The following is a 21,574-nucleotide window of genomic DNA, read 5'->3' as shown; positions in this document are numbered from 1 at the left end:
AGATCAAGGCACGCCGCGCCCGACGGGGGCGCGGCGGCGGGGTCACATCTTGCAGTCGTTGACGTAGACGTCCTGGTACTTGTCGAACACCTTGCCCACCAGCTTGTTGGTGATGCGGCCGCTGCCATCCTTCTCGATCACGCGCTGGTAGTAGGCCTGGATGGGGTAGTGGTTCTTGCCGTACGTGAAGGGGCCGCGCACCGAGGCGTAGTCGGCCTTCTCCAGCGCCTTGACGATGGCCTGGCGGTCCGAGGCCTTGCCGCCGGCCTGCTTGACGGCCGCATCCATGGCCATGATCACGTCATACGCCTGGGCCGCGTAGACCGAGGGGTTGCGGCCCTTGTACTCCTTGCGGAAGGCCTCGACGAAGGCCTTGTTCTGCGGCACGTCCAGGTCATGCGCCCACTGCGCGGTGTTGACCATGCCCAGCATGGGCTCGCCCACGGCCTGGATCACGTCCTCGTCGGCCGAGAAGCCCGGGCCGATCAGCTTGACGCTTTGCGACAGCCCCGTGGACACGAACTGCTTGACGAAGTTGATGCCCATGCCGCCCGGCAGGAAGATGTAGACCGCATCGGGCTTGGCCGCGCGGATCTGGGCCAGTTCGGCCGCGTAGTCGATCTGGCCCAGCTTGGTGTAGACCTCTTCGCCGGGCGCGGTCTTGTAGCCGCGCTTGAAGCCGACCAGCGCATCCTTGCCGGCCGGATAGTCGGGCGCCATGATGAACATCTTCTTGAAGCCACGGTCGGCCGCCAGCTTGCCGGCTGCCTCGTGGAAGGCATCGTTCTGGTAGGACGTGCCGAACCAGAACGCATTGCACTGCGCGCCCGCGAACTGGCTGGGGCCGGGATTGTTGGACAGGTAGGGCACCTTGGCGCCGAACAGCGCCGGGCCCACGGCCAGGGCCACGTTGGAGCCGATGGGGCCGGTGAAGAAATCCACCTTGTCGCGCTGTATGTAGCGCGTGACCAGCTGGCGCGCCTGGTCGGGGTTGCCGCCCATGTCGGTCTGCAGGAACTCGGCCGGCTGGCCGCCCAGCTTGCCGCCCAGCTGCTTGATGGCGAGGTTGAAGCCGTCACGCGCCTCGGCGCCCAGCGCGGCAAACGGCCCGGAAATATCGTTGGCGATACCGACCTTGATGGTGTCCGCCTGCGCGAGCGCGGGAACAAAGGCAGGGGCCAGGGCCGCTGCGGCCAGGAAGGGGGTGAGGAAACGCATGCTGCTGTGCTCCTTGCGCGGGCCGCGCGGATGACAATCGGTGGTGAGGCAGTCTTCCGTCACGCTGGACGGGAAACTCTGTAAGGGCTGGAACGGTTGGCGCGGGTCTTAGTTTAGGTTTAAAGTATTTTGCAGAACAAGTCTGGGACTTGTACCAATACCTGCCATACAAACCATTTCGCGCCATCTCCGTTCCAATGCCCGCACTCTACCGTCACTACGACCGCGCCGGACTCGATGTCCAGTACAACGCCCGCGCGACGGTACGCGACATCACCCCCATCATCAAGGCCTATGCCGACGACAGCCGGGCCGCGCGCCAGAGCCTGCCCTGCGCGCTGAACGTGGCCTATGGCAAGCATGCCGACGAGCTGCTGGACATTTTCCCGGCAGCAACCGGGGCGGCAGGCGCCCCTGTTCTCTTCTTCATCCACGGCGGCTACTGGCGGCTGCTGTCCAAGGACGACTCCAGCAGCATGGCGCCCACCTTCACGCGCGCCGGCGCCGTGGTGGTGGCCCTGAACTATTCACTGGCGCCCGCCGTCACGCTGGACCACATCGTGGACCAGACACGCCGCGCCCTGGCCTGGGTGCATGCCCACATCGCCCGCTACGGCGGCGACCCGGGCCGCATCCATGTCTGCGGCAGCTCGGCCGGCGGCCACCTGGCGGGCATGCTGCTGGCCGGCGGCTGGCATGCGGACTACGGCGTGCCCGAGGACGTGGTGCGCGGCGCCGCACCGCTGTCGGGCCTGTTCGACCTGCGCCCGCTGGTGCACACCCACATCAACGAATGGATGCGCCTGAGCGAGCAGGACGCCATTCGCAACAGCCCCGCCCTCCTGCCGCACGGCGCGGCCTGCCCGCTCATCGTCAGCTACGGCGAGAGCGAGACCGATGAATTCAAGCGCCAGAGCGACGACTACCTGGCCGCCTGGAACCAGCGCTGTGGCCCCGGTCCATCGTCAGGCCAGTACGTGGCCATGCCCGGCACCAACCATTTCGACATCGTGCTCACCCTGAACGACCCGGCCAGCCCGCTGACGCGCGCCATCCTCGCGCAGATGGGCTTGAGCGCCCCCACACCGCAGAACCAGCCATGACCCACGCTCCCGACCTGGAGTCGCGCGCCGCGCCCGACGACCACCATGCGCTGCGCCTGTGGCTGCGCATGCTCACCTGCTGCAACCTCATCGAAGGCGAGATCCGCAACCGCCTGCGCAGCGAATTCGACACCACCCTGCCCCGCTTCGACCTCATGGCCCAGCTGCAGCGCGCGCCCGAGGGCATGAAGATGGGCGAGCTGTCGCGCCACATGATGGTGACCAACGGCAACATCACCGGCATCACCGACCAGTTGGAGAAAGAAGGCCTGGTGGTGCGCACCAAGGTGGAGTCCGACCGGCGCAGCTCCGTGCTGCACCTCACCCCGCTGGGCCGCAAGACCTTTGCGCGCATGGCCAAGGCGCATGAGTCCTGGGTCATGGGCATGTTCGGCGACATGCCGCAGGCCAGCCGCAACGAGCTGTACCAGGCGCTGGGCGACCTCAAGCAGCAGGTGGTGGCCCACCGCTCGCCCACGGACTGAGCGCACGCAGACCCACCCCCATTCAGCCCTGCACGCAGTTGCGCCCTGCGGCCTTGGCGCGGTACAGCGCACGGTCGGCCGCTTCCACCAGCGCCACGGCGGCACCTTGGGTGGAGCCGTGGGTAGTGCCTTGTGTAGCGCTTTGTGTAGCGCTTTGTGTAGCGCCTTGTGTCGCGCCAGCCTCACCGCACTGCGCTGTCGCCACGCCGATGCTGGCCGTCACATGGCCGAAGCGGCTGCTGCGGTGCTCCAGGCCCAGGCCCTCGATGCGCGCACGCAGCCGCTCGGCCACCTGCAGCCCGCCGGCCTGGTCCGTATTGGGAAGCACCACGGCCAGCTCCTCCCCGCCGTAGCGCGCCGCCATGTCGCCGGGCCGCTGCACGGCCTGGGCCAGGGCGCGACACACTGTCTGCAGGCAGGCATCGCCTGCCACATGGCCGTAGGCGTCGTTGTAGCCCTTGAAATGGTCCAGATCGATCAGCAGCAGCGACAGCGGCGTGCCCTCGCGCACGGCGCGCCGTGCCTCGCGCTCCAGCACCTCGTCGAAGCGGCGCCGGTTGGCCAGGCCCGTGAGCTGGTCCTGGGCGGCCAGCACCTCCAGCCGGCGGTTGGCCTGCAGCAATTCCTCGCGCGCGCTGACCAGGGAGCATTCGGCACGCGAGCGCAGCCGCATCGCCGCCGTCAGCCGCCAGCCGATCAGCGCAATCGCCAGAAACAGCCCCAGCACCACGGCCAGCGTCAGCTGCGCCTGGCGCTGCCAGGAACTGAGCGCCTCGTCGCGGCCCAGGGCCACCGTGGTCACCAGCGGATAGCGCTCGCTGCGCAGGAAGGCATAGATTCTTTCCGTGCCATCCAGGCCCGAGCGGAACGACGCCGTGCCCGACATCGCCCCCGCATAGTGGCGCAGGAAATTGGGCGACTGCGAGAAGTCCCGGCCCAGGTCCTGCTCACGGAAGGGGTGGCGCACCAGCAGTTGCCCGCCCGGCGTGCTCAGTGAAATGGCGCCCTGCTCGCCGATGTCGATCTTGCCGAACAGCCGCAGGAAATTTTCCACACCCAGCGTCACCACGACCACGCCGGCAAACTGGCCCTCGCTGTCGGTATAGCGCCGGCTGATGGTGATCACCCATTCGCTTGTGGAGCGGCTGCGGATCGGCGGCCCGATGTAGATGCCTGACGACGGGTCGTCGCGGTGGTGCGTGAAGAAGTCGCGGTCCGCGCTTTGCGTTCCTGGGGGAAACGTCCCCTTGGACGACATCAGCCAGCGCCCCTGCGCGTCCACGACCAGCAGCTCGTTGAGCTGGTTCAGCAGCTGCTCCTGGCGGTTGACCAGATGCAGCACGCGCTCCAGGTGCGCGGCACCGGCGCCATCCAGCTCCAGCCTTTCGGCAATGCCCAGCAGCAGCATGGAGCTTTGGGTGATCACGCCTTCGGAATAGGTATTCAGCGTCTGCGCCAGATTGCGGTTGACGGTATCCACCTCGGCCAGCGTGCGCTGGCGTGCAGCCACCAACTGCCACACCGTGGCCGCCGACACCGACACGAACACCACGGCCAGCAGCCAGCCCACCAGGCGGGTATCGCGTTTGACGGGCCGACCGCTGCGGCTGCGGCAGGCCCTTGTCCACCAATCCCTCTTCGTCACATGCACCTGCGCCATCTCGGCGGTCTCGCCGCCGTCCGATCTTGGGGTTTTCTGCGTCCGGGTTCAACGCCAGTGCAGCTTCCTTCCGCAAGCGATTCCCGTCCTCGACCCAGGTCGAGCCGGAAAAACCCGCGAACCCGGTATTGTCCCCGGCTTCGGAAAAATCGGCCGGCAGGGTTGGGATTGGGGGGTGCTGCCGGCAGTTTCAGGCTGAATGCGGATGGCAGGCCTGTGATCACAGGCCTTATCGTCAAGGCATGGGTGATCAGCCGGGGCCGTCGCTCGCGGCAGCAAGAAGCGGCACCAAGACATCACCGATCGGGGTCGGAACCCCGCGCGCCCGGCCGCGGCGCGCGATAACGCCGTTGCGGATATCCCATTCGAGCGGACGGCCTGCTTCGCGATCCGCCAGTATGGACGTGCCCAGGTCGGCAGGGGATGCCTGGAACTTGTCGAGGATCGCCTGCGGGACCTCATCGCCCAGTTCAGCACCTTCGGCGCGTGCCACGGCCAGGCACTCCTGCAGGTAGTCCAGTGTGAGCTTGGAAATGTCGTGCCGGCCGTACATGCCCGAGCGGCGATGCGTGAGCGCCATGAGCCCGGCCGCCGCGTTCTGCAGCAGCTTTTGCCAGGCCAGAGATCTGAAATTCGAAACCAGGTCTACCAGGCACCGGGAGCCTTGCAGTGCCTGCGCAACCACGAGGGAGGCCGCTTCGTCAGGCAGGCTGATCCGAGCATCGCTGCGCAGGAGCACCGACCCATCGGATTGCGCCTGCGCAGGGAACCACACGACTGCAGGAACGACTCGCCCCTGAGGGCACAGCGCAGTGACACTCTCCAACTGCTCGACCCCGTTTTGCAGGACACACACGACGGTTTGCGGGCCGCTCAACGCCGCAAGCCATTGCGCAGTGGCAGCGGTCTGAGTCGCTTTGACCGCGAGAAAAACGAGGTCCACCGGGCGTGCAATCTGTGCTGGATCCGTTCTCACCGGCCCGGGAACAACGATGCGAACACCGCTACCTTGCAGCACCAGGCTGTCACGCGGCGTACGGCCGCAAAGCATGGGCGTGCGGCCGACTTCGTGCAACGCAGCAGCGACGGTGGTCCCGATCGCACCGGGCCCCAGGACAGCGATTCTTGTATGGACTTGTTGATTCACTGAAGCGGATTCCTCGAAACGGATGCTCGGCGCCGGCCTCGACACCTGAAAAGGACAATTATGGAGTGCCACGGGCGCAGTGGAGGGCTGCTCTTGGCTGTGCGTGCATAGGTGCAATGCATCTTGATAGTTTCTCAGTATTCATCCCGGCACAATACACGTCAGTGGACTCTTTCATTGGGCATGCAATATGAGTTGACGAACATTGCAGTATTCCGTAACGATTGACGAATATCCGGCTTTGATATTCCGTGCCTTTTGGCGAATTGCTCGACCGCCGCTGTGTCAAAACGCGTAGTCTGGATGAAGTCCAGGGCTTCGGCATCCGTATTCAAAAACCGCGCGACCGGAGGAATGCTCAAAAGCCATTTCAGCAATCGGAGCGAAATATGATGCTTTGGGGACTTTATGCCAAGAGGTTGTGCCACCTCTGCCAGGAGTTCTCGCAAGTTGGGACTTTGGTCGTCAAGCGCCAGAAGCTCCTGACCGGCCATGGAAGGATCAAAAGCGCAAGCCGAAACCAGCTCGACCAGATAATCCACAGTGACCAATGGCAACCAGTGCTCTGCGCTACCGGGCACTGCAGCCAGTTTTCCCTGCGCCAGATTGCGTATCAGATCCACCAGTGGCTGGCTGCAAGGTATATGTCCCGTGCGGCTATGACCACAGACCGTTGCGGGGTGCACGACGGTCATTTTCCCTCCCTTGGCAGCCATGAACTCCAGGGTCGCGAAATGCGCCTCCAGTTTGCTCCCCTCGTAAGCGCCGACACGCCGATAGACGGCAGGCCAATGAGTCCTTTCCGGATGGCCGGGATCAATTCCGATGCGCTGCAGATGTTCATTGTTCTTCAGCATATAGCCGCCGATCATCACCAGCCGGCTATCTTGCTGCGCTGCCAACAACGCCACGCGCTTTGCACCTTCCACATTCACTGCACGCGAATGCTCCATTGAAAGGCCCCACGCGAAGTGGGCGCCCAGGTGGAACACAACTTCGGCCTGCCGCAAAGCCTCTCGATCGGAAAGACTCAAGCCGAGGCTCTCCTGCTCCAGATCGCCAGCCACGGCAAAGACCCGGTTTGCGACACCTCCCAGATTGTCGACCTGCTCCCGCAGTTGCGCCAGGCGCTCCGGGCGACGCATCAGCACCCGAATCGTGTGACCTTTCGCGCTCAGGCATGACACCAGATGCTGGCCGATGAAGCCGGTCCCTCCCGTAACAAAGCACTCCACGCTCATTTTTCTGCTCCTTGGCACGATGAAAAATCGAGTGTAGACTGTCGACCCAACTCTATAGTCAAGCGTTTTCTCATGAATATCGGCGAACTCGAGGTCCGCAGCGGCGCCAGCCGCCATACCCTGCGCTACTACGAGAAGATCGGCCTTATCGCACCATTGCGGCGAAACAACAATTACCGTGTTTACACACCACAAACCCTGCAGGATCTTGGATTTATCCAGCGCGCACAAAGCATGGGATTTTCTCTTGCGGAAATAGGCGAAATTCTGGACGCTCAGAGAAACAAGTCAATCGATTGTGCCGAGGGTGCCAAGTTGATTGAAAAGAAAATGCTGGAAATCAGAAAGAAAATCACTGAGCTCAAAAGCATTTATCGGTATTTGGACGAGGAGCGTGCAAATCTCGAGGCCAGTGCTGCCCAGCAACTTGAGCTTCAGCGACTCAACAACGCCTTGAAGTGAGCTGTCGGCATCCAGACAACAGCGGCAATCGCTGCATGGCTGCTCCCGGCATCACCCGAGTACATCCGCGCAGCCTGGACAGAAAACGTATCTGCCGCGCCAAGGCATGGCGCAGCCATTCATCCACGGCTATGCTCAATACCTTTGCCGTTGCGCAGCCGGCGCCCGCCCTGCAACGGACCTTGACTGTTCAGGACCTCCCATGCACATCGAACCCGGCGTCGTCAGCCCCGAAAAAATCGCCCTCAGTTATGTCACCGCCGCAGCGGCCTTCGGCCTGACCGCGGCCCTGGCACGGCAAAGCCTGCGCGACAACGGCGGCTGGCTCGCGCTGCTGGCCCGCAGTGTCATCACCACCGCGCTGGTGTTCAGCTTCTTCGAGGTGTTTCCGCACGAGCCGGTCGGCGTGTCCGAGGTCCATCTGATCCTGGGCTCGACCTTGCTGCTGATGTTCGGCGCGGGAGCTGCGGCCATCGGCCTGGCGTTCGGCCTGCTGGTGCAGGGCCTGTTCTTTGCCCCCTTCGACCTGCCGCAGTACGGCATGAACGTCACCACCTTGCTGGTGCCGCTGTATGCGGTGAACCAACTGGCGCGCCGGCTGATTCCCGCCGGCACGGCCTATGTGGACATCAGCTACAGGCAGGCCCTGGCCCTGTCCACCACCTACCAGGGCGGCATTGTCCTGTGGGTCGCGTTCTGGGCCATCTACGGCCACGGTGCCAGCCTGGCAACCTTGACCGAGGTGGCAAGCTTCGGTGCTGCCTACATGTGCGTCGTGCTGGTGGAACCCCTGGTGGACCTGGCGGTGCTGTGGCTGGCCAAGCGCCTGGCGACCTTCACCCAAGGGCCGCTTTTCAATACCCGCCTGCACGCCGTTGCCGTCTGACAGGGCCGGCTCCCCCGGTCACGGTTGACGCCCCATAGGGCATCTTGTCCCGGTGCTCCCGCCTTGCCGCCCCCGGGCCACCATGGCAAAGCGGGGAGCGGCAGGTGCATGGACGGCCCCGCGCGCAGCCGTGGCCGCTTCCTTTTGGTCCAGAATGACCAGGTCCCTCTTCATCAGCCTGCCGGCAAGCGAGCTCGGCAAATCCACCGCCTTCCACAAGGCCCCGGGCTTCCAACAGAGCCCGCAGCCCAGCAGTGAAGACGGCTTCGCCATGGTCTGGAGCGGCGGGATGCCTGCGCAGTGCAAGGACCCGGCGTTCGCCTCCGCGACGTGGCCTTGGCAACGCGGCCGACGCCGGAATCGCTGCAGCCGGGTGATCGGGCAAGCCTGAAAACCCGCTTCCTGCGACAATCCGCCCCGCTCGCTTTGCTCCACTGCATCGCGACGGCACGGACCGTCGCCGCATTGCTCCTTGTCTGGCGGCTCTCACAAGGAGCGCGCCTGCGCCGATACCTCCATCGCCCATGGCTCTCGACCCCTTCACCCTGCTCGTTCTCACCACGGCCATGGCGGCCGCTTCGGCGCTGTATCTGGCTGCGGAATGGAGCAGCGTGCGCGAACGCTCGCTGCTGCTGTGGAGCGCGGGGTTCGCCATCATCGTCGTGGGCTGCGTGTTGGCCCTGCTGCGTTCCAGCGGCCATGTGCTGCTGGGCATCTGGTTTCCCAACGGCCTGCTGATCGCCGCCCACTGGCTGTTCCTGGCCGGGGTCGCCGGATTCATGCGCGTGCGGCTGTCGCACTTCTGGTGGCTGCTGGCCGTCGTCTGGCTGGCCATGCTGTTTCTGCCAGACGGGCCCTGGTGGTCCAAGGCGATGCTGGGCATCCAGTCGCTGCTGATCGCCATCACCACCTTGCGCGCCGGCCTGCTGCTGCGCCCGCATGGCGGCGCGCTGGGCATGGGCGCGGCGCAGTTGAGTTTCGTGCTGCTGGCCCACGGCCTGTTCTACCTCGCCAAGGCAGGATCGACCGTGGCGCTGGACGCCTTCGTCAACCTGGGCAGTTTCCGCGGCACGGTGATCCTGATCTCGCTGGTGGAGGGCGTGATGGCGATCATGCTGCTGGCCATGTCCATGACCGGGACGGAGCGCCATCGCCGCGAGGAGCGCATCGCGCAGATTGCCGCCCGCGATCCGCTGACCTCCCTGGACAACCGCCGCGCGCTCTATCTGCGCGCACCGGCGCTGCTGGCACAAGCCTCGCCGGCCCGCCCCGGCGCCCTGCTGCTGATCGACATCGACCACTTCAAGCAGGTCAACGACCTGCACGGCCACGATGCCGGCGACCGCCTGCTGATGACGCTGAGCGACCTCATCCGCAGCGTGCTGCCTCGCGGCGCACTGGCCGCGCGGCTGGGCGGGGATGAGTTCGTGATCCTGCTGCACAACGTCTGCGGCACGGCCGCGCAGGCGCTGGGCCAGGACTTGCGCGAGGCGTTCGTGCAGCAGGCGCGCGCGATGTTCGCGACGCCGCAGCCCGTGTCCCTGAGCATCGGTGCGGCCTTGTTCGACCAGCCCGGAACAGAGCTGTCCCACTGGCTCAAGCAGGCCGACGAGGCCCTCTATGCATCGAAGCGCAAGGGACGGGACCGGATGGAACTCGCCCCGCTTGCCCCAGGGCGGCCCCACGGATGATCTGCTTGCCGCAGGTGGGCCGCTTGCGTGCGCTTGCAGGTCACATCTGCCGCTGATAGGGGTCCGGGCCGGTTCAGTCCGGGTCGTTTTGGCGCCTCAAGGCGTCAATGCAAAGTCCACCGCAGCCTCGGCATGCAAGGCCGTGGTGTCCAGCACGGGCACGGGGCAATGCGCCTGCTGCACCAGCAGGCTGATTTCCGTGCAGCCCAGCACCATGGCCTGGGCGCCCTGCCCGGCCAGCTGCGCCATGATGCGCTGATAGGTGCGCCGCGACTCTTCCCGTATCCGGCCTGCGCACAGTTCCTCGTAGATGATGCGGTGCACTTCGGCGCGGTCCGCCTCCTGCGGCACCATCACCTCCAGCCCCTGCTGCTGCAGGCGCTCGCGCATGAAGGGCTGCTCCATGGTGAAGCGGGTGCCCAGCAGCCCCAGCCTGCGGTAGCCTGCCGCCCGGGCCGCATCGGCCACCGGGTCGGCAATGTGCAGAAAAGGGATGCGCACCGCTGCCGCAATGCGGTCTGCCAGCTTGTGCATGGTGTTGGTGCACAGCAGCACCCCATCCGCCCCGCCATCCTGCAGCCGCCGCGCGGCATCTTCCAGCAAGGCAGCTGCGTCATCCCAGCGGCCTTCATGCTGGGCCAGCTCGATGGGGCCAAAATCCACGCTGTACATGAGCAGTTTTGCAGAGCGCAGCGGACCCAGCCGGTCGCGCACGCCCTGGTTGATGAGCCGGTAGTACTCGGCGCTGGACTCCCAGCTCATGCCCCCGATGAGACCGATGATGCGGTGAATTTCCGTGTGGTTCGCGTTCATGCCTTCAGTGTGGGCAGCGCCCGGTTTCCCGTCTATCAAGAAATTTCAGTTCAAGACACAAGGCGCCAGGGTGATGAAAGTTCAGGAACTACCGGGATTCGAGGTGCAGCTGCTGGGCCGCGCCGCCTATAGCAGCCATGACCCGACCCGCCTTCATTCGCTGGGCATTGCGCTGGAGCGCCAGCAAGGCGTGCATGCCATTGGCAGCGACCGCCGCGTGGACTTCGACACATGGCCCGGCACGGTGGCACGCACGCCACCGGGGGTGGATGTGTTTTCCGAATCGGCCACGGGCGGCGAGTACCTGGTGGTTCGCTGTACCCCTGCGCAATGGGAGCAATGGCTGGACGACGCAGTGCCTCACACCGAAGCCCGGCGCGTTGTGCACCCTGGCCAGCGCGCCGCCTTGCAGATTGCGCACCAGCTGCGGCAACTGCTGCTTTGCCCCGAGACGGACACCCTGGCAATAGAGCAGGCAGTCCTGCACTTCATGGCCCGGCAATGCGTCGATGCGAGGGATGTGCCCCATGCGCCCATCCCGCGCATCGATGCATTGCGCCCGGTGTATCGGCCGGTTCTGGAGCGCATGGCGGCCGAGTTTGCACAGCCGTTGAGCATTGCCCAGCTGGCCCGGATGACCCGTCGCACCCCGCTGCGTTTTCTGCGTGAGTTTTCCCAGCTGCTTGGCATGACTCCGCATGCCTATCTTGTGGAGACCCGCATACAGGCGGCCCGCTCCATGATGCGGGCGGATGCCGATTCGCTGGCCTGTATCGCCCACGATTGCGGCTTCAGCCATCAATCGCACATGGGAGCCGCGTTTCGCAAACATCTGGGGCTGACGCCCAGCCAGTACCTGGCCCGCATTCGCCATACGGCCAGGCAGTGACCGATGGAGCACCTGGACCCGTCACGCCCGGGGCATGCGGCATGACCGGTGTTCCAGGCGGTGCAATGAACTTGCAAGTTCCCGCGTTGGCTTTTCATTCCCATTGTCAATCCGAACAGACGGACTCGACCTGCGCACTTCAACCGCGCATACTTAGGGCCATTGCTCTCCCCCTGTTCTGATTTGCGATGGCGCGGCAACCCCAACCTTGCCGTGTTCCTGCCAATGGAGCGGACTACCGATAATTCATTCCCGTTATCAACGGCATATCGTGCCGCTCGGCCATGTCGGGCAGAACTGAGGACCGTCAATCCGCCAGCAGCGCGTCAATTCAATGTGCGTACACATCTGATAGAGCAGATCAATGAAATGACCCCTCGAAAATCCACATTCGCACCTTTGAGCAGAATTTTTGCTTTCGCCATTGAACTGGATGGAGTGGACCGTGTGCTGTCCGTGGTCCGGCGGCATCTGGGCATGGATGTGGCCTTTGTGGCCCGATTCCGCGAAGCGGATCGGGTGCTGGAGCATGTGGACGAGAGCACTGGCGGTGTGATTTTCCGGCAGCAGAAGATTCCATTGAACGAGGGCTATTGCCAGAAGGTGGTCAATGGCGAATTGCCGCAGTTGATTCCAGACACGTCCCGTTTACCCGCTGCACAGGGAATACCGGAGACGCACACCATTCCCATCGGCTCGCACCTGAGCGTACCAATCCGCCTGGATGACAACCGTCTGTACGGCACCTTGTGCTGCTTCAGCCACCAGCCCAATCCCGCGCTGGGTGAGCACGATATGTCGCTATTGCGGGCATTCTCCGATTTATTGGGACTGCATTTCAGTGCAACTTCTGCGGTCCAGCATGCAAGGGACAAAGCGGCCAACGAAATCCACCTTGCCATGCAGGGCAATGCGCTGCGCCCTGTATTTCAGCCCGTATACACCATCGCGACAGGCAAGCTGCACGGTTTTGAGTGCTTGTCGCGCTTTGACCTGGAGCCATTTCGCCCGCCAGACCAATGGTTCAAGGCAGCGCACGAAGTCGGCCTGGGGCTGGAGCTGGAGCGCCATGCAATCGACACGGCGCTTGGCGCGCTCGGTCGCCTGCCAACCGATTGGCTGCTCGCAGTCAACTGCTCGCCGCAGCTGATCCAGTCGGGGCAGCTGCCCCGGCTTCTGGGTTCGGACCAGGATCTGTCGCGCGTGACGCTGGAAATCACGGAGCATGCCGCCGTGGATGACTACAGGGCTTTGGCCGATGCACTGGCTCCGCTGCGGCGCCGGGGCGCGACCTTGGCAGTCGACGATGCCGGTGCCGGCTACTCCAGCATGCGGCACATCCTGCATCTTCAACCGGACATGATCAAGCTGGACATGAGCATCACGCACGACGTCGATACCGACCGCAGCCGCCGTGCGCTCGCCAAGGGGCTCACGAGTTTCGCGCACGAAATAGGAAGCGTGGTGGTCGCCGAAGGTGTGGAGACTGCCGAGGAATTCAATGCGCTGGCAAGCCTTGGCGTGGATCTGGCCCAGGGCTACTTCTTTGCCAAGCCGATGGGGTCAGCACAGGCGCTGGCCATGGGACTTGCCAGGGCCTAGGGCCCAGGCGTTCAAGCTTTCGAGCCTGCGTGAATGCGTGAATGCGTGAATGCGTGAATGTGCTGTGGCGACGCAGCGTTCTCCCGCCACCTTGACCGGGATCAAGCGCACACCAGCCATGGTGCCCGAGCAAGGCGCCCGTTGCGCGAAGCCGTAGTGCACCCGGCGCATAATCGCCTGCATTCTTTCCCCAGCCCATCCGCCATTGCAGGTCTGCATGCGGCAGGCGCGTCCAGCGGCCATCGCGGCGCCCCAGCATTTCCCCAGACTTCCAGCAACAGCCTCCCGGCAGGCGGTCATGGGCATGCCCACGGTGAACCCAGATGGAAGTTTTGAAGCAACTCGAACCCCTCATGCGCGACATCATCGCGCCCCAGGCCGCGCAGATCGACGAGCAGGCACGCTACCCGCGTGCCGCGCTGGATGCACTGGCGGCAGCCGGCCTGCTGGGCCTGATCAGCGCCAGCGAGGTGGGCGGCCTGGGCAAGGGCCTGGCCGAAGCGGTGCAGGTCGTCGAGCGCATTGCCCAGGACTGCCCCTGCACGGCCATGGTGCTGACCATGCACTACTGCGGCGTGGCGCTGATCGAACCCTTTGCCGACGCCCCTGTGCGCCGCGAGATCGCGGCCGGCCGCCACCTCACCACGCTGGCCGTGTCCGAAGCCGGCTCGCGCAGCCATATCTGGGCGCCGACGGGCACGGCGACCGCCGCTGAAGATGTCATCCACCTGAACGCGCTCAAGAGCATGATCACGTCGGCCGGCGAGGCCGATTCCTATGTCTGGATCTCGCGCGCCACGCAGGGCGAGGGCAATACGCTGTGGCTGGTGGACAGCCGGCTGCCGGGCCTGTCCATTCCCGGACGCTTCAACGGCATGGGGCTGCGCGGCAATGCGTCCTCGCCCATCGAGGCACGCAACGTGGGCGTTCCACGCGCCCGCATGCTGGGCGCCGACGGCGAGGGCGAGGCCGTGAAGGGCCGCTATCTGATGCCCTTCTTTCCCACGCTGATCGCCACGACGTCCATCGGCCTGATGCAGGGCGCGCTGCGCCGCGCCGTGGCCCATGTGGCGGGCACGCGCTTTGCGGAAAGCGGCAGCTCGCTGGCCGACCTGCCCACCATCCGCGCCTACCTGGCCCGTGCCCAGCTGCGCCTGGAGCAGGCCCGCCTGCTGCGCGACGATACCGTGGCCGCCGTGCAGGCGGCCCGGGCCGATGCGCGCACCCGCCTGCTGCAGAGCAAGGCCGCAGCCGCCGAGGCCGCACTGGAAGTGACCGACATTGCCATGCGCGTGTGCGGCGGCGCCGCCTTCCGCAAGGAGCTGGGCATAGAGCGCCTGTTCCGCGATGCGCGCGCCGCCTCGGTCATGGCGCCCACCACCGATGTGATCTACGACATGCTGGGCAAAGGCATGTGCGACGCCGCCGCCTGAGCCTGAACGGCAGAACCCGTCGATCGCTTCACCCCTCCTCCCCCATCCAGCAAAGGACTTCCGCATGACGACAACCGCCCCCGTGATCAAGCTCGGCGCCGTGGCCTACGCCCCCAAGGTGATCACCATCTGGGAAGGCTTCAAGGCGTATTTCATCGAGCGCGGCTACTACTTCGACTACGTTCTCTATTCCAACTACGAGTCGCTGACCGAGGCGTTGATGGCAGGCGATGTGCACCTGGCCTGGAACTCGCCGCTGGCCTTTGTGCGCGCCGACCGCATGGCCCGCGCGCGCGGCCTGCGCGTGGAGTCCATCGCCATGCGAGATACCGACCTGGACCTGCATTCGCTGCTGGTCGTGCCAGCAGACAGCCCCATCCAGAGCGTGCAGGACCTGCGCGGCAAGACCGTGGGCTTCGGTGCCGTGGATTCGCCCCAGGCCACGCTGATCCCGCTGGACCATCTGCGCCAGCAAGGGCTGGTGGCCGGGCGCGACTACACGGCACGCCGCTTTGACGTGCTGGGAGGCAAGCATGGCGACCACATCGGCGGCGAGCGCCTGGCCGCCGCCGCCATGGTGGCCGGCGAGATACAGGCTTCATGGATGGTGGGCAAGAACTACCTGGCCTTTGCGCGCGAAGGCACGCTGCCGGCCGGCGGCACGCGCGTGCTGGCCACCTCGGGCGCCTTCGACCACTGCAACATGACGGCCGGCCCGCACATCGATGCCGGGCGTGCCGCCGCCTTCCGCGACATCCTGCTGGCCATGTCCTGGGACGACGCGGCAGTGCGCCCGCTGCTGGAGCTGGAAGGCCTGAAGGTCTGGCACCCGGGCCGCGGCACGGGCTACGGCCTGCTGGAGCGCGCGGTGACGGACGAGGCCTTCTACGACGCCGAAGGCCGCATCACCGTGCAGGACTACCGTTACTGATACGCGCCATGGCCATGCCTGATTCCGACAGCGGCGCCCTGCCCGCCTCCACCCAGCCCGCCTCCACCCTGCCTGTCATCGACCTGCAGGGCCTGGGCTTCGATGCCGGCGCCCATCTGCTGGTCAAGCACGCGCTGGCCGCCCTGTCCGTGGGCGGGCAACTGCGCGTGACCGGCAGCGCGCCGGGCTGGCAGGCCCAGCTGTCGGGCTGGTGCAGCGACCAGGGCCATGGCCTGCGCTGGGAGGATGGCGTGGACGCAGCACAGGCCATGGCCATCGTGGCGCGCGGCGGCGCCCAGGCCGGGCGCTGGCGCGGCGCGGCGCAGACGGGCCGCAGCGATGCGCGCTCGGGCGACGGTGCCGTGGCCGCGCAGGCCCAGCCTTTCTGGGGCCTGGCCGCGCGTGGCGCGCAGGTGGAAGCCGGGGCGCCGGCCTTCCATTTCCGGCTCAGCGACAAGCTGCAGGTCTGGACCGACAGCGCCTCCGACCTCTACGCCCAGGCCGTGGCCGCGCAGTGGAATGCCGACACCGATATCGACTGGAACGACGCACCCGAGCTGCCCGCGCCCGTGGAGGACGCCATCGTCCAGCTCATGACCTACATGGTGGAGAACGAGAATGCGGCCCTGCTGGTGCCTGCGCGCTTTCTGGGCCAGCTGCACCCGCACTACCGCGAGCTGCAGGCGGCGCTGGCCATCCAGGTGGCCGACGAGGCGCGACATATCGATGTCTTCACGCGCCGCATCCGCCGCCACGGCCGCGAGCCCGCGCTGTCCACGGCGGGTGGACAGGCCTCGCTCAAGAGCCTGCTGGACGAGACGGATTTTTCCGTAGCGGGCTTTTTGCTGTCGGTGCTGGGCGAAGGCACCTTCGTGCACCTGCTGCAGTTCCTGCAGACCGAGGCGCCCGACCCCCTCACACGCCAGATCTGCCGCCTGGCCGCGCGCGACGAGGCGCGCCATGTGGCCCTGGGCATGTCCCACCTGCTGTACCGCCTGCAGCACGAGCCCGGCTTCCAGCACCAGCTGGCCCAGGCCGTGGAGCAGCGCTTCGACAACCTGGCCGGCACCTCGGGGCTGAACGAGGAAGTCTTCGACGCCCTGATCCTCATCGCGGCCGGCACCCTCACCCCCGAGGCCCTGGCCCGTGGCGCCGCCCGCGTGCAGCAGCTCATGCGCGACATGGCAGACGGCCGGTTTTCCAAGCTGCTGCGGCTGGGGTTCGAGCGTGGGCATGCGGAGCGGCTGGCTTCGCTGCATACGCGCAATTTCATGTAGGCACGAGAAACGGACCCGGTGCGCGGTGCCCGGTGGCCATAGGACCGGCGCCGGTCAATCCACGATCAATTTGCTGTTGTTCAGCAGCTGCGTGATGATCTGCTGATCCGTGGCGGCACCGGAATACAGCGTCTGCAGATTCACGCCTTCCAGGATGATCTGCTGGGTCTCGGCCGATGCCGAATAGCTTGCACCCACCGCATGGGAGTCCGCACCGAAGCCGCCCGTGTGGCTGACATGGACCCAGTTATCACCTCCCGTGATCTCGAAGTGCAGGTAGTCGGCCAAGTTGCCTGCGGCATTGCCGGGGCCTGCGGATTCACCCTGCAGCAGGTCGCGCAGGTCCAGTACATCACCGCCTGCGCCGTTGGCTCCCGCGGCCGCCATGGCGAAGTTCTGGATTCGGTCCATGGCCGGCGTTCCTGCCGCCCCCTGGTCTCCCAGCGACCAGGCAAAGACATCCACGAAGTTCTCGCCCGCATCACCGCCGCTCATCAGATCGTTGCCGGGGCCACCGGCCAGCAGGTCCGTGCCCGACCCCGCATTGAGGGTGTCGTCGCCGCTGCCGCCCATCAGCACATCGGAGCCTGCGCCCGCCGACAGGTTGTCGTCGCCAGCGCCTCCGAAAACGATGTTGTTTCCGTTGTTGGCGCTGATGGTGTTGGCGCCGTTGCCACCGGTGATGTACTCGTTGGCCGAGCTGCCTGTATAGCTGCCGCTATGGGTCGTGGTGACATCCACGGTCGTATATGAGGCCTTGAGCGTGACCACGGTGGATGTCGATGCCGTGAAGCCGCCGCTCACCTCCGTCGCCGTGACCTGGACCGTGAGATTGGTGGCGTTCGTGGTGTAGCTGCCAGGCAGATTCAGGATGAGATTGGGCAGGTCGGCTTCGGTGAACTGCCAGACACCACCACCCAGGTTCGTGCCCGCATTGAAGGACAGATTGGTGGGCAGTCCACTGATCCTGATCGACAGGGTTTCCGAGCCATCCGTATCCACCAGCTTCGTGGTTATCGGAAACCTGACGCTGGTCCCGCCTGTGCCGTGTGCGATGGCCAGCAACGTGGCAAAGCTGATGCTCCGCGGGATGTCCGTGGCAACCATCCATTGATCTGCCACGGCAACCGGTGCATCGTTCACGGGAGTGACCGTGATGGAAACGGTGACGATGTTTCCCATGGCCAGCCCATCGCTGGCACGGTAGGCAAAGCTGTCGGAAACCGTCTCGCTGCCGTTGTGGATATAGGTGAAGGTGCCATTGCCGCTCAGCGTCAGGGACCCGTTCGCCGGACCCGTCACCAGCACCGCGACGAGCGGATTGCCGTCAGGGTCCGTGTCGTTGGCCAGCACGCTGGTTGCACCGCTGGCAAGGACCGTGGCCACAGCGCCCTCGGCCACCATTATCGCATCGGAGACAGACACTGGCGGTTGATTGCCGGAGGGTGCAGCAGCAACCGTCACCGACACACTGGCCGTGGCAGAACCGCCCCTGCCGTCGCCAATGGTGTAGGTGAAGCTGTCGCTGCCGGTGAAGTTGGCGTTCGGCGTGTAGACCGGATTGCCCGTGACGGCATCCACGACCACGGAACCGTGGGTGCCCTGGGTGATGCCGGAAACGGTCAGGCTGTCCCCATCCGCATCGCTGTCGTTCCCGCGCACGGCGATGGCGACGGATGTATCGGCATCGGTGGTGGCCGTATCGTTGCCGGCCACGGGCACCCGGTTCACGAAAACACTCAGCGTGCTGGACGCGCCGGTCTGCACGGTGTAGCCGATGCCCAGCGGATGGCCGCCGCTGTAGTTCGCATCCGCCTGGAAAGTGAAGCTGCCGTCTGCCTGCAGCGCGAAGGTCCCGCGCCCCGCCACGTTCCGGGAGCTGCCGGCCGCCACGGTCTGGCCTTCATAGGTGAAGCTGGCGACCACGAGCGCCCCATCGGCATCGGAATCGTTGGACAGCACATTGCCCGTGCGCTGCCCGGCCGTGTCCACCTGCACGCTGTCGGGCGCAAGCACGCTGGCGTGGCTGCCGTGCGCGGCGGCCGCCGCGTTGGCGCACAGCTGCGCCACGTCCACCCAGCAGGAGCCGCCCGCCTCCAGCGCGGCGCCGACCGCGCAGGCGCTGCCGGGACGTGGGGCCGTCGTAGGAATCGTGCCCGGCACGCCCAGCGGAAAGCAGGTGTTCCACACAGGGTCCGTGATGCCGGTGATTTTCAGCCGTAGCGATGTCTGATTGCGGTAGACCACGGGCAGGAAGCCCTGCGGCGCTCCAGCGGCGCCCAGGGCGCTCGCCTGCACGGGAATGACAAGCGTCTCGCCCGCAGCCTGGTTGAAGGCTTCCTGCAATTCCTGTATCTGGGCCTGCACCCGGTCGCCCCAGGCCGCCGTGGCCGCTGTCGCCACGACAGCACCGCCCAGGGCCCAGGCGCGCAGGCTGGCCGGGGAAATCCGCCCTGTGCGCACCCCCCATGCAAGGCAGGCCCCCATGGCCAGTGCCAGCAGCGCAAGAGCGCCAGGGTGGTCCACAGGAATCGCCGCCGGCGCCACGGCCGCCAGCGGTGCCGCAGTGATGCTCTGGGCCTGGGCTGCCGGCACGGCACAGGCCACGGCCAAGGCGCCCAACGCCTGTGCGAGCCACGTGCCGCGGGCAAGGAATTGGAAAAGTTGCAGCATGGGTCTGGCCTGGAAGAAAAGATCCGAAGATCCGAACAGGCGGGGAGCGGTCCCCGCCACTGCCTTCAGGCAGGCCACAAATGACTGCGCTGCCGACAATTTCTTACTTTAGACGACGGCCTGCGCAGCGCATATCCCTGAAAGCAGGTAATTGGCCAGCGGGCACCGGCTCTGGCAAGGGCCGCTCGAAGGCCGCACGACCCCTCCAATGCGCCCAGCTCGTCCGACCGCCCGCCCTTGCCTGGCAGGTACCGGCCCAGATCCACCCCGCCCACATGCGGGCCGCATATCACTCGACTTGTGACAACCCTAGAAAACCCAGGGATTTTCTCGCGGGCCTTTGTGATTTTTCCCATCAGAAAAACCGAGCCGCATCAGCGAATTAAGTCAATGGAGCCGGAGAAAGTTTCGCAAAAAGACAAACGCCTGCGCAATCTGACAAGAGAAAGCTTTTCCAAATGTAAACAATTGTTTATTCAGCCTGTAAGATTCCTCCAGTCAATCAGTGTTTCCCATGGGACAGGCCTGCGCCACCCCACAGATGCATTCATCATGAAAATGCATCAATCGAGCAGGATCATTGATTTTTTCATGCAAGAATTCTTACTCAATCCATCTTTTGACGCACAACATCCACGGCCACCCAGATGAGAGCGCATCCAGATTGTGGAGAATAATATCCGACCATCACCAGCGACCTGATCAGGGAAACAATAAAATCAGCCGGGCCGAGCAATTGCTGCAGGCCTGCAAATGGCCGGAGCCGCCGATATATCCATCATTGGTACTCAGGCATATTCAGGAAGCGCAGGCGATTTTCGAATTGCACCGCATGCCTGACCGCGCGGTGTCGTCGCGCATCGCAGCGGCCTTCATCCATTGCCAGCTGGGTGAGGAGCGCAATGCCATTTCACTGGCCACGGCGGCCATGGCCAATCCCGCGCTGCTGCCGCCCGAGGCCCTGGTGCGCGCCACCTATGTGCTGGCGCTGGCGCATGGCCGGCTGGGCGAGCTCGATACCGCCCTGCAATTGATCGAAGGCAAGGACCATGATTTTGCGCAAATGGCGCCCGGAGACAGCCCCTGGCTCCCCGCCCTGATCACCTGGGCCAGGGCGCAAATCCTATGGAAGGTCTTTCTTTATAAAAACCACCAGGACCTGTGGTGCGGGCCGCCGCCCGATTCAGGCCTGGTCCAGCTGGGTGCCGCTGCGCCCGACAGCGTTGCCTTGCAGGACCTGCTGGGGAATGTGGGCCGCCAGCTGCCAGCGGGCCTGGCCTGGCCGTACAGCGAGCTGCTGCGGCTGTCGCTCAAGGGGCTGGAGTCGGGCCGGCGCGAGGCTGCCGCCGTGGTCCGCGCCATTGAGCGCATCGGCATCCACTACCAGGCCAAGAACCCGCCCATTGCAGGCTGGGCCTGGCTCAGCAGTGCGCTGGTGCATTGCAGCAAGCGCCAGTACGGACAGGCGCTGCAGGCCGCCGTACTGGCCAAGTCCACGGCGCAGACCTACCAGTTGGAGGGCCTGCACCGCAATGCGCTGGTCTATGAGTACCACATACAGGAAACGCAGGGCGATTTCGCGGGCGCACTGTCCACGCTGAAGGCGCTGAACATCATGCGACTCAAGAGCATGGCCATCAGTCCTTATCTGGAGAAATCACGATTCACGGCCATGGACAAGGCGCGGTTGCATGACCTGGAACCTGCCTATGTGAAACGCGCCCTTCAATACATAGAAGACAACCTGGACAAGAAACTGCTGGTGCAGTCCATTGCCGACCATTGCCGCGTCAGCCGCCGCACGCTGGAAGTTTCATTTCGCCATAGCCGATCATGCAGCATTGGTGAATATATAAGACAAAGCCGTATCCACCTGGCTGCGGAATCCTTGCTGACCACGGATCAAAGCATAGGACAAATTTCCTCCCGGCTTGGATATTCCTCCCTCTCCACATTTTCCAGGGATTTTTCCGGCCATTATGGGATACCGCCATCGGCCTGGGTTCGGCACCACCGGCTGACGTGATTTGAAAAATCCTGGAATGCATATGACGGGCGTGTAT

The 21,574-nt window shown here is 65.0% G+C and carries 18 protein-coding genes; 12 read left to right on the top strand and 6 right to left on the bottom strand.

Annotation, left to right across the window (positions count from 1 at the left end; all coding sequences use genetic code 11):
• Positions 1 to 42 precede the first annotated feature (42 nt).
• Positions 43 to 1,218 carry an ABC transporter substrate-binding protein gene (locus AC5I49_RS14280; RefSeq protein ID WP_016450648.1) on the bottom strand — a complete coding sequence of 392 codons (1,176 nt, stop codon included), beginning with the start codon at positions 1,216 to 1,218 and terminating at the stop codon, positions 43 to 45.
• Positions 1,219 to 1,415: 197 nt separating this feature from the next.
• Here AC5I49_RS14280 and AC5I49_RS14275 point away from each other — a divergent pair, with 197 nt between their 5' ends.
• Positions 1,416 to 2,321, top strand: coding sequence for an alpha/beta hydrolase (locus AC5I49_RS14275; RefSeq protein ID WP_495789543.1), 906 nt, complete (start codon positions 1,416 to 1,418; stop codon positions 2,319 to 2,321).
• A complete protein-coding gene (locus AC5I49_RS14270; protein ID WP_495789542.1) occupies positions 2,318 to 2,806 on the top strand; it encodes a MarR family winged helix-turn-helix transcriptional regulator in 489 nt (162 codons plus the stop codon). Before AC5I49_RS14275 ends, AC5I49_RS14270 begins: the two co-directional genes overlap by 4 nt.
• A gap of 22 nt (positions 2,807 to 2,828) precedes the next feature.
• Here the strand turns inward: AC5I49_RS14270 and AC5I49_RS14265 are convergent, their stop codons facing one another.
• The 3 genes from AC5I49_RS14265 to AC5I49_RS14255 form a co-directional block, all read right to left on the bottom strand.
• Entirely contained in the window at positions 2,829 to 4,466 is a 1,638-nt protein-coding gene (locus tag AC5I49_RS14265) for a sensor domain-containing diguanylate cyclase (protein ID WP_279495037.1), read from the bottom strand.
• 250 nt (positions 4,467 to 4,716) lie between these two features.
• Positions 4,717 to 5,613: an oxidoreductase gene (locus tag AC5I49_RS14260; RefSeq protein ID WP_046986576.1), complete on the bottom strand. Its 897-nt coding sequence runs from the start codon at positions 5,611 to 5,613 to the stop codon at positions 4,717 to 4,719.
• Positions 5,614 to 5,774: 161 nt separating this feature from the next.
• Positions 5,775 to 6,854 (bottom strand): SDR family oxidoreductase, encoded by a 1,080-nt coding sequence (locus tag AC5I49_RS14255; RefSeq protein WP_016450652.1) that lies wholly within the window; start codon positions 6,852 to 6,854, stop codon positions 5,775 to 5,777.
• A gap of 72 nt (positions 6,855 to 6,926) precedes the next feature.
• Here AC5I49_RS14255 and AC5I49_RS14250 point away from each other — a divergent pair, with 72 nt between their 5' ends.
• The 3 genes from AC5I49_RS14250 to AC5I49_RS14240 all read left to right on the top strand — a co-directional run bounded on the left by AC5I49_RS14250 (position 6,927) and on the right by AC5I49_RS14240 (position 9,893).
• Positions 6,927 to 7,316, top strand: a complete 390-nt coding sequence (locus AC5I49_RS14250) for a MerR family transcriptional regulator (protein ID WP_043790259.1) — start codon at positions 6,927 to 6,929, stop codon at positions 7,314 to 7,316.
• Positions 7,317 to 7,518: 202 nt separating this feature from the next.
• Positions 7,519 to 8,202 carry an energy-coupling factor ABC transporter permease gene (locus tag AC5I49_RS14245; RefSeq protein WP_016453227.1) on the top strand — a complete coding sequence of 228 codons (684 nt, stop codon included), beginning with the start codon at positions 7,519 to 7,521 and terminating at the stop codon, positions 8,200 to 8,202.
• 524 nt (positions 8,203 to 8,726) lie between these two features.
• On the top strand, positions 8,727 to 9,893 hold the full coding sequence (locus AC5I49_RS14240; RefSeq protein ID WP_047474028.1) for a GGDEF domain-containing protein: 1,167 nt from the start codon (positions 8,727 to 8,729) through the stop codon (positions 9,891 to 9,893).
• Between the two features lie 96 nt (positions 9,894 to 9,989).
• On the opposite strand, the gene AC5I49_RS14235 is transcribed toward AC5I49_RS14240, so the two are convergent.
• On the bottom strand, positions 9,990 to 10,706 hold the full coding sequence (locus AC5I49_RS14235; protein ID WP_034367640.1) for an aspartate/glutamate racemase family protein: 717 nt from the start codon (positions 10,704 to 10,706) through the stop codon (positions 9,990 to 9,992).
• Between the two features lie 73 nt (positions 10,707 to 10,779).
• On the opposite strand from AC5I49_RS14235, the gene AC5I49_RS14230 reads away from it, so the two are divergent.
• The 5 genes from AC5I49_RS14230 to AC5I49_RS14210 all read left to right on the top strand — a co-directional run bounded on the left by AC5I49_RS14230 (position 10,780) and on the right by AC5I49_RS14210 (position 16,838).
• Positions 10,780 to 11,595, top strand: a complete 816-nt coding sequence (locus AC5I49_RS14230) for a helix-turn-helix domain-containing protein (RefSeq protein WP_495789541.1) — start codon at positions 10,780 to 10,782, stop codon at positions 11,593 to 11,595.
• Positions 11,596 to 11,964: 369 nt separating this feature from the next.
• Positions 11,965 to 13,197 (top strand): sensor domain-containing phosphodiesterase, encoded by a 1,233-nt coding sequence (locus tag AC5I49_RS14225; protein ID WP_495789540.1) that lies wholly within the window; start codon positions 11,965 to 11,967, stop codon positions 13,195 to 13,197.
• Between the two features lie 323 nt (positions 13,198 to 13,520).
• Positions 13,521 to 14,630 carry an acyl-CoA dehydrogenase family protein gene (locus tag AC5I49_RS14220; protein ID WP_495789539.1) on the top strand — a complete coding sequence of 370 codons (1,110 nt, stop codon included), beginning with the start codon at positions 13,521 to 13,523 and terminating at the stop codon, positions 14,628 to 14,630.
• 64 nt (positions 14,631 to 14,694) lie between these two features.
• Entirely contained in the window at positions 14,695 to 15,561 is an 867-nt protein-coding gene (locus AC5I49_RS14215; RefSeq protein WP_016450660.1) for a phosphate/phosphite/phosphonate ABC transporter substrate-binding protein, read from the top strand.
• Between the two features lie 8 nt (positions 15,562 to 15,569).
• Complete coding sequence (locus AC5I49_RS14210) at positions 15,570 to 16,838, top strand: ferritin-like domain-containing protein (protein WP_338500429.1); 1,269 nt, start codon at positions 15,570 to 15,572, stop codon at positions 16,836 to 16,838.
• Between the two features lie 54 nt (positions 16,839 to 16,892).
• Here the strand turns inward: AC5I49_RS14210 and AC5I49_RS14205 are convergent, their stop codons facing one another.
• The gene (locus AC5I49_RS14205) at positions 16,893 to 19,511 is read right to left on the bottom strand and encodes a midcut-by-XrtH protein (RefSeq protein WP_495789538.1); all 2,619 of its coding nucleotides are present in this window, start codon (positions 19,509 to 19,511) and stop codon (positions 16,893 to 16,895) included.
• 300 nt (positions 19,512 to 19,811) lie between these two features.
• On the opposite strand from AC5I49_RS14205, the gene AC5I49_RS14200 reads away from it, so the two are divergent.
• Both AC5I49_RS14200 and AC5I49_RS14195 read left to right on the top strand, forming a co-directional pair.
• Entirely contained in the window at positions 19,812 to 20,162 is a 351-nt protein-coding gene (locus AC5I49_RS14200) for a hypothetical protein (protein ID WP_126312084.1), read from the top strand.
• Between the two features lie 181 nt (positions 20,163 to 20,343).
• The gene (locus AC5I49_RS14195) at positions 20,344 to 21,537 is read left to right on the top strand and encodes a helix-turn-helix domain-containing protein (protein WP_495789537.1); all 1,194 of its coding nucleotides are present in this window, start codon (positions 20,344 to 20,346) and stop codon (positions 21,535 to 21,537) included.
• Positions 21,538 to 21,574: the final 37 nt, after the last annotated feature.

The organism is Delftia sp., from assembly GCF_059499305.1.
Note: the sequence above shows the minus strand (reverse complement) of the source record. Positions and strands in the feature narration are given on the sequence as shown.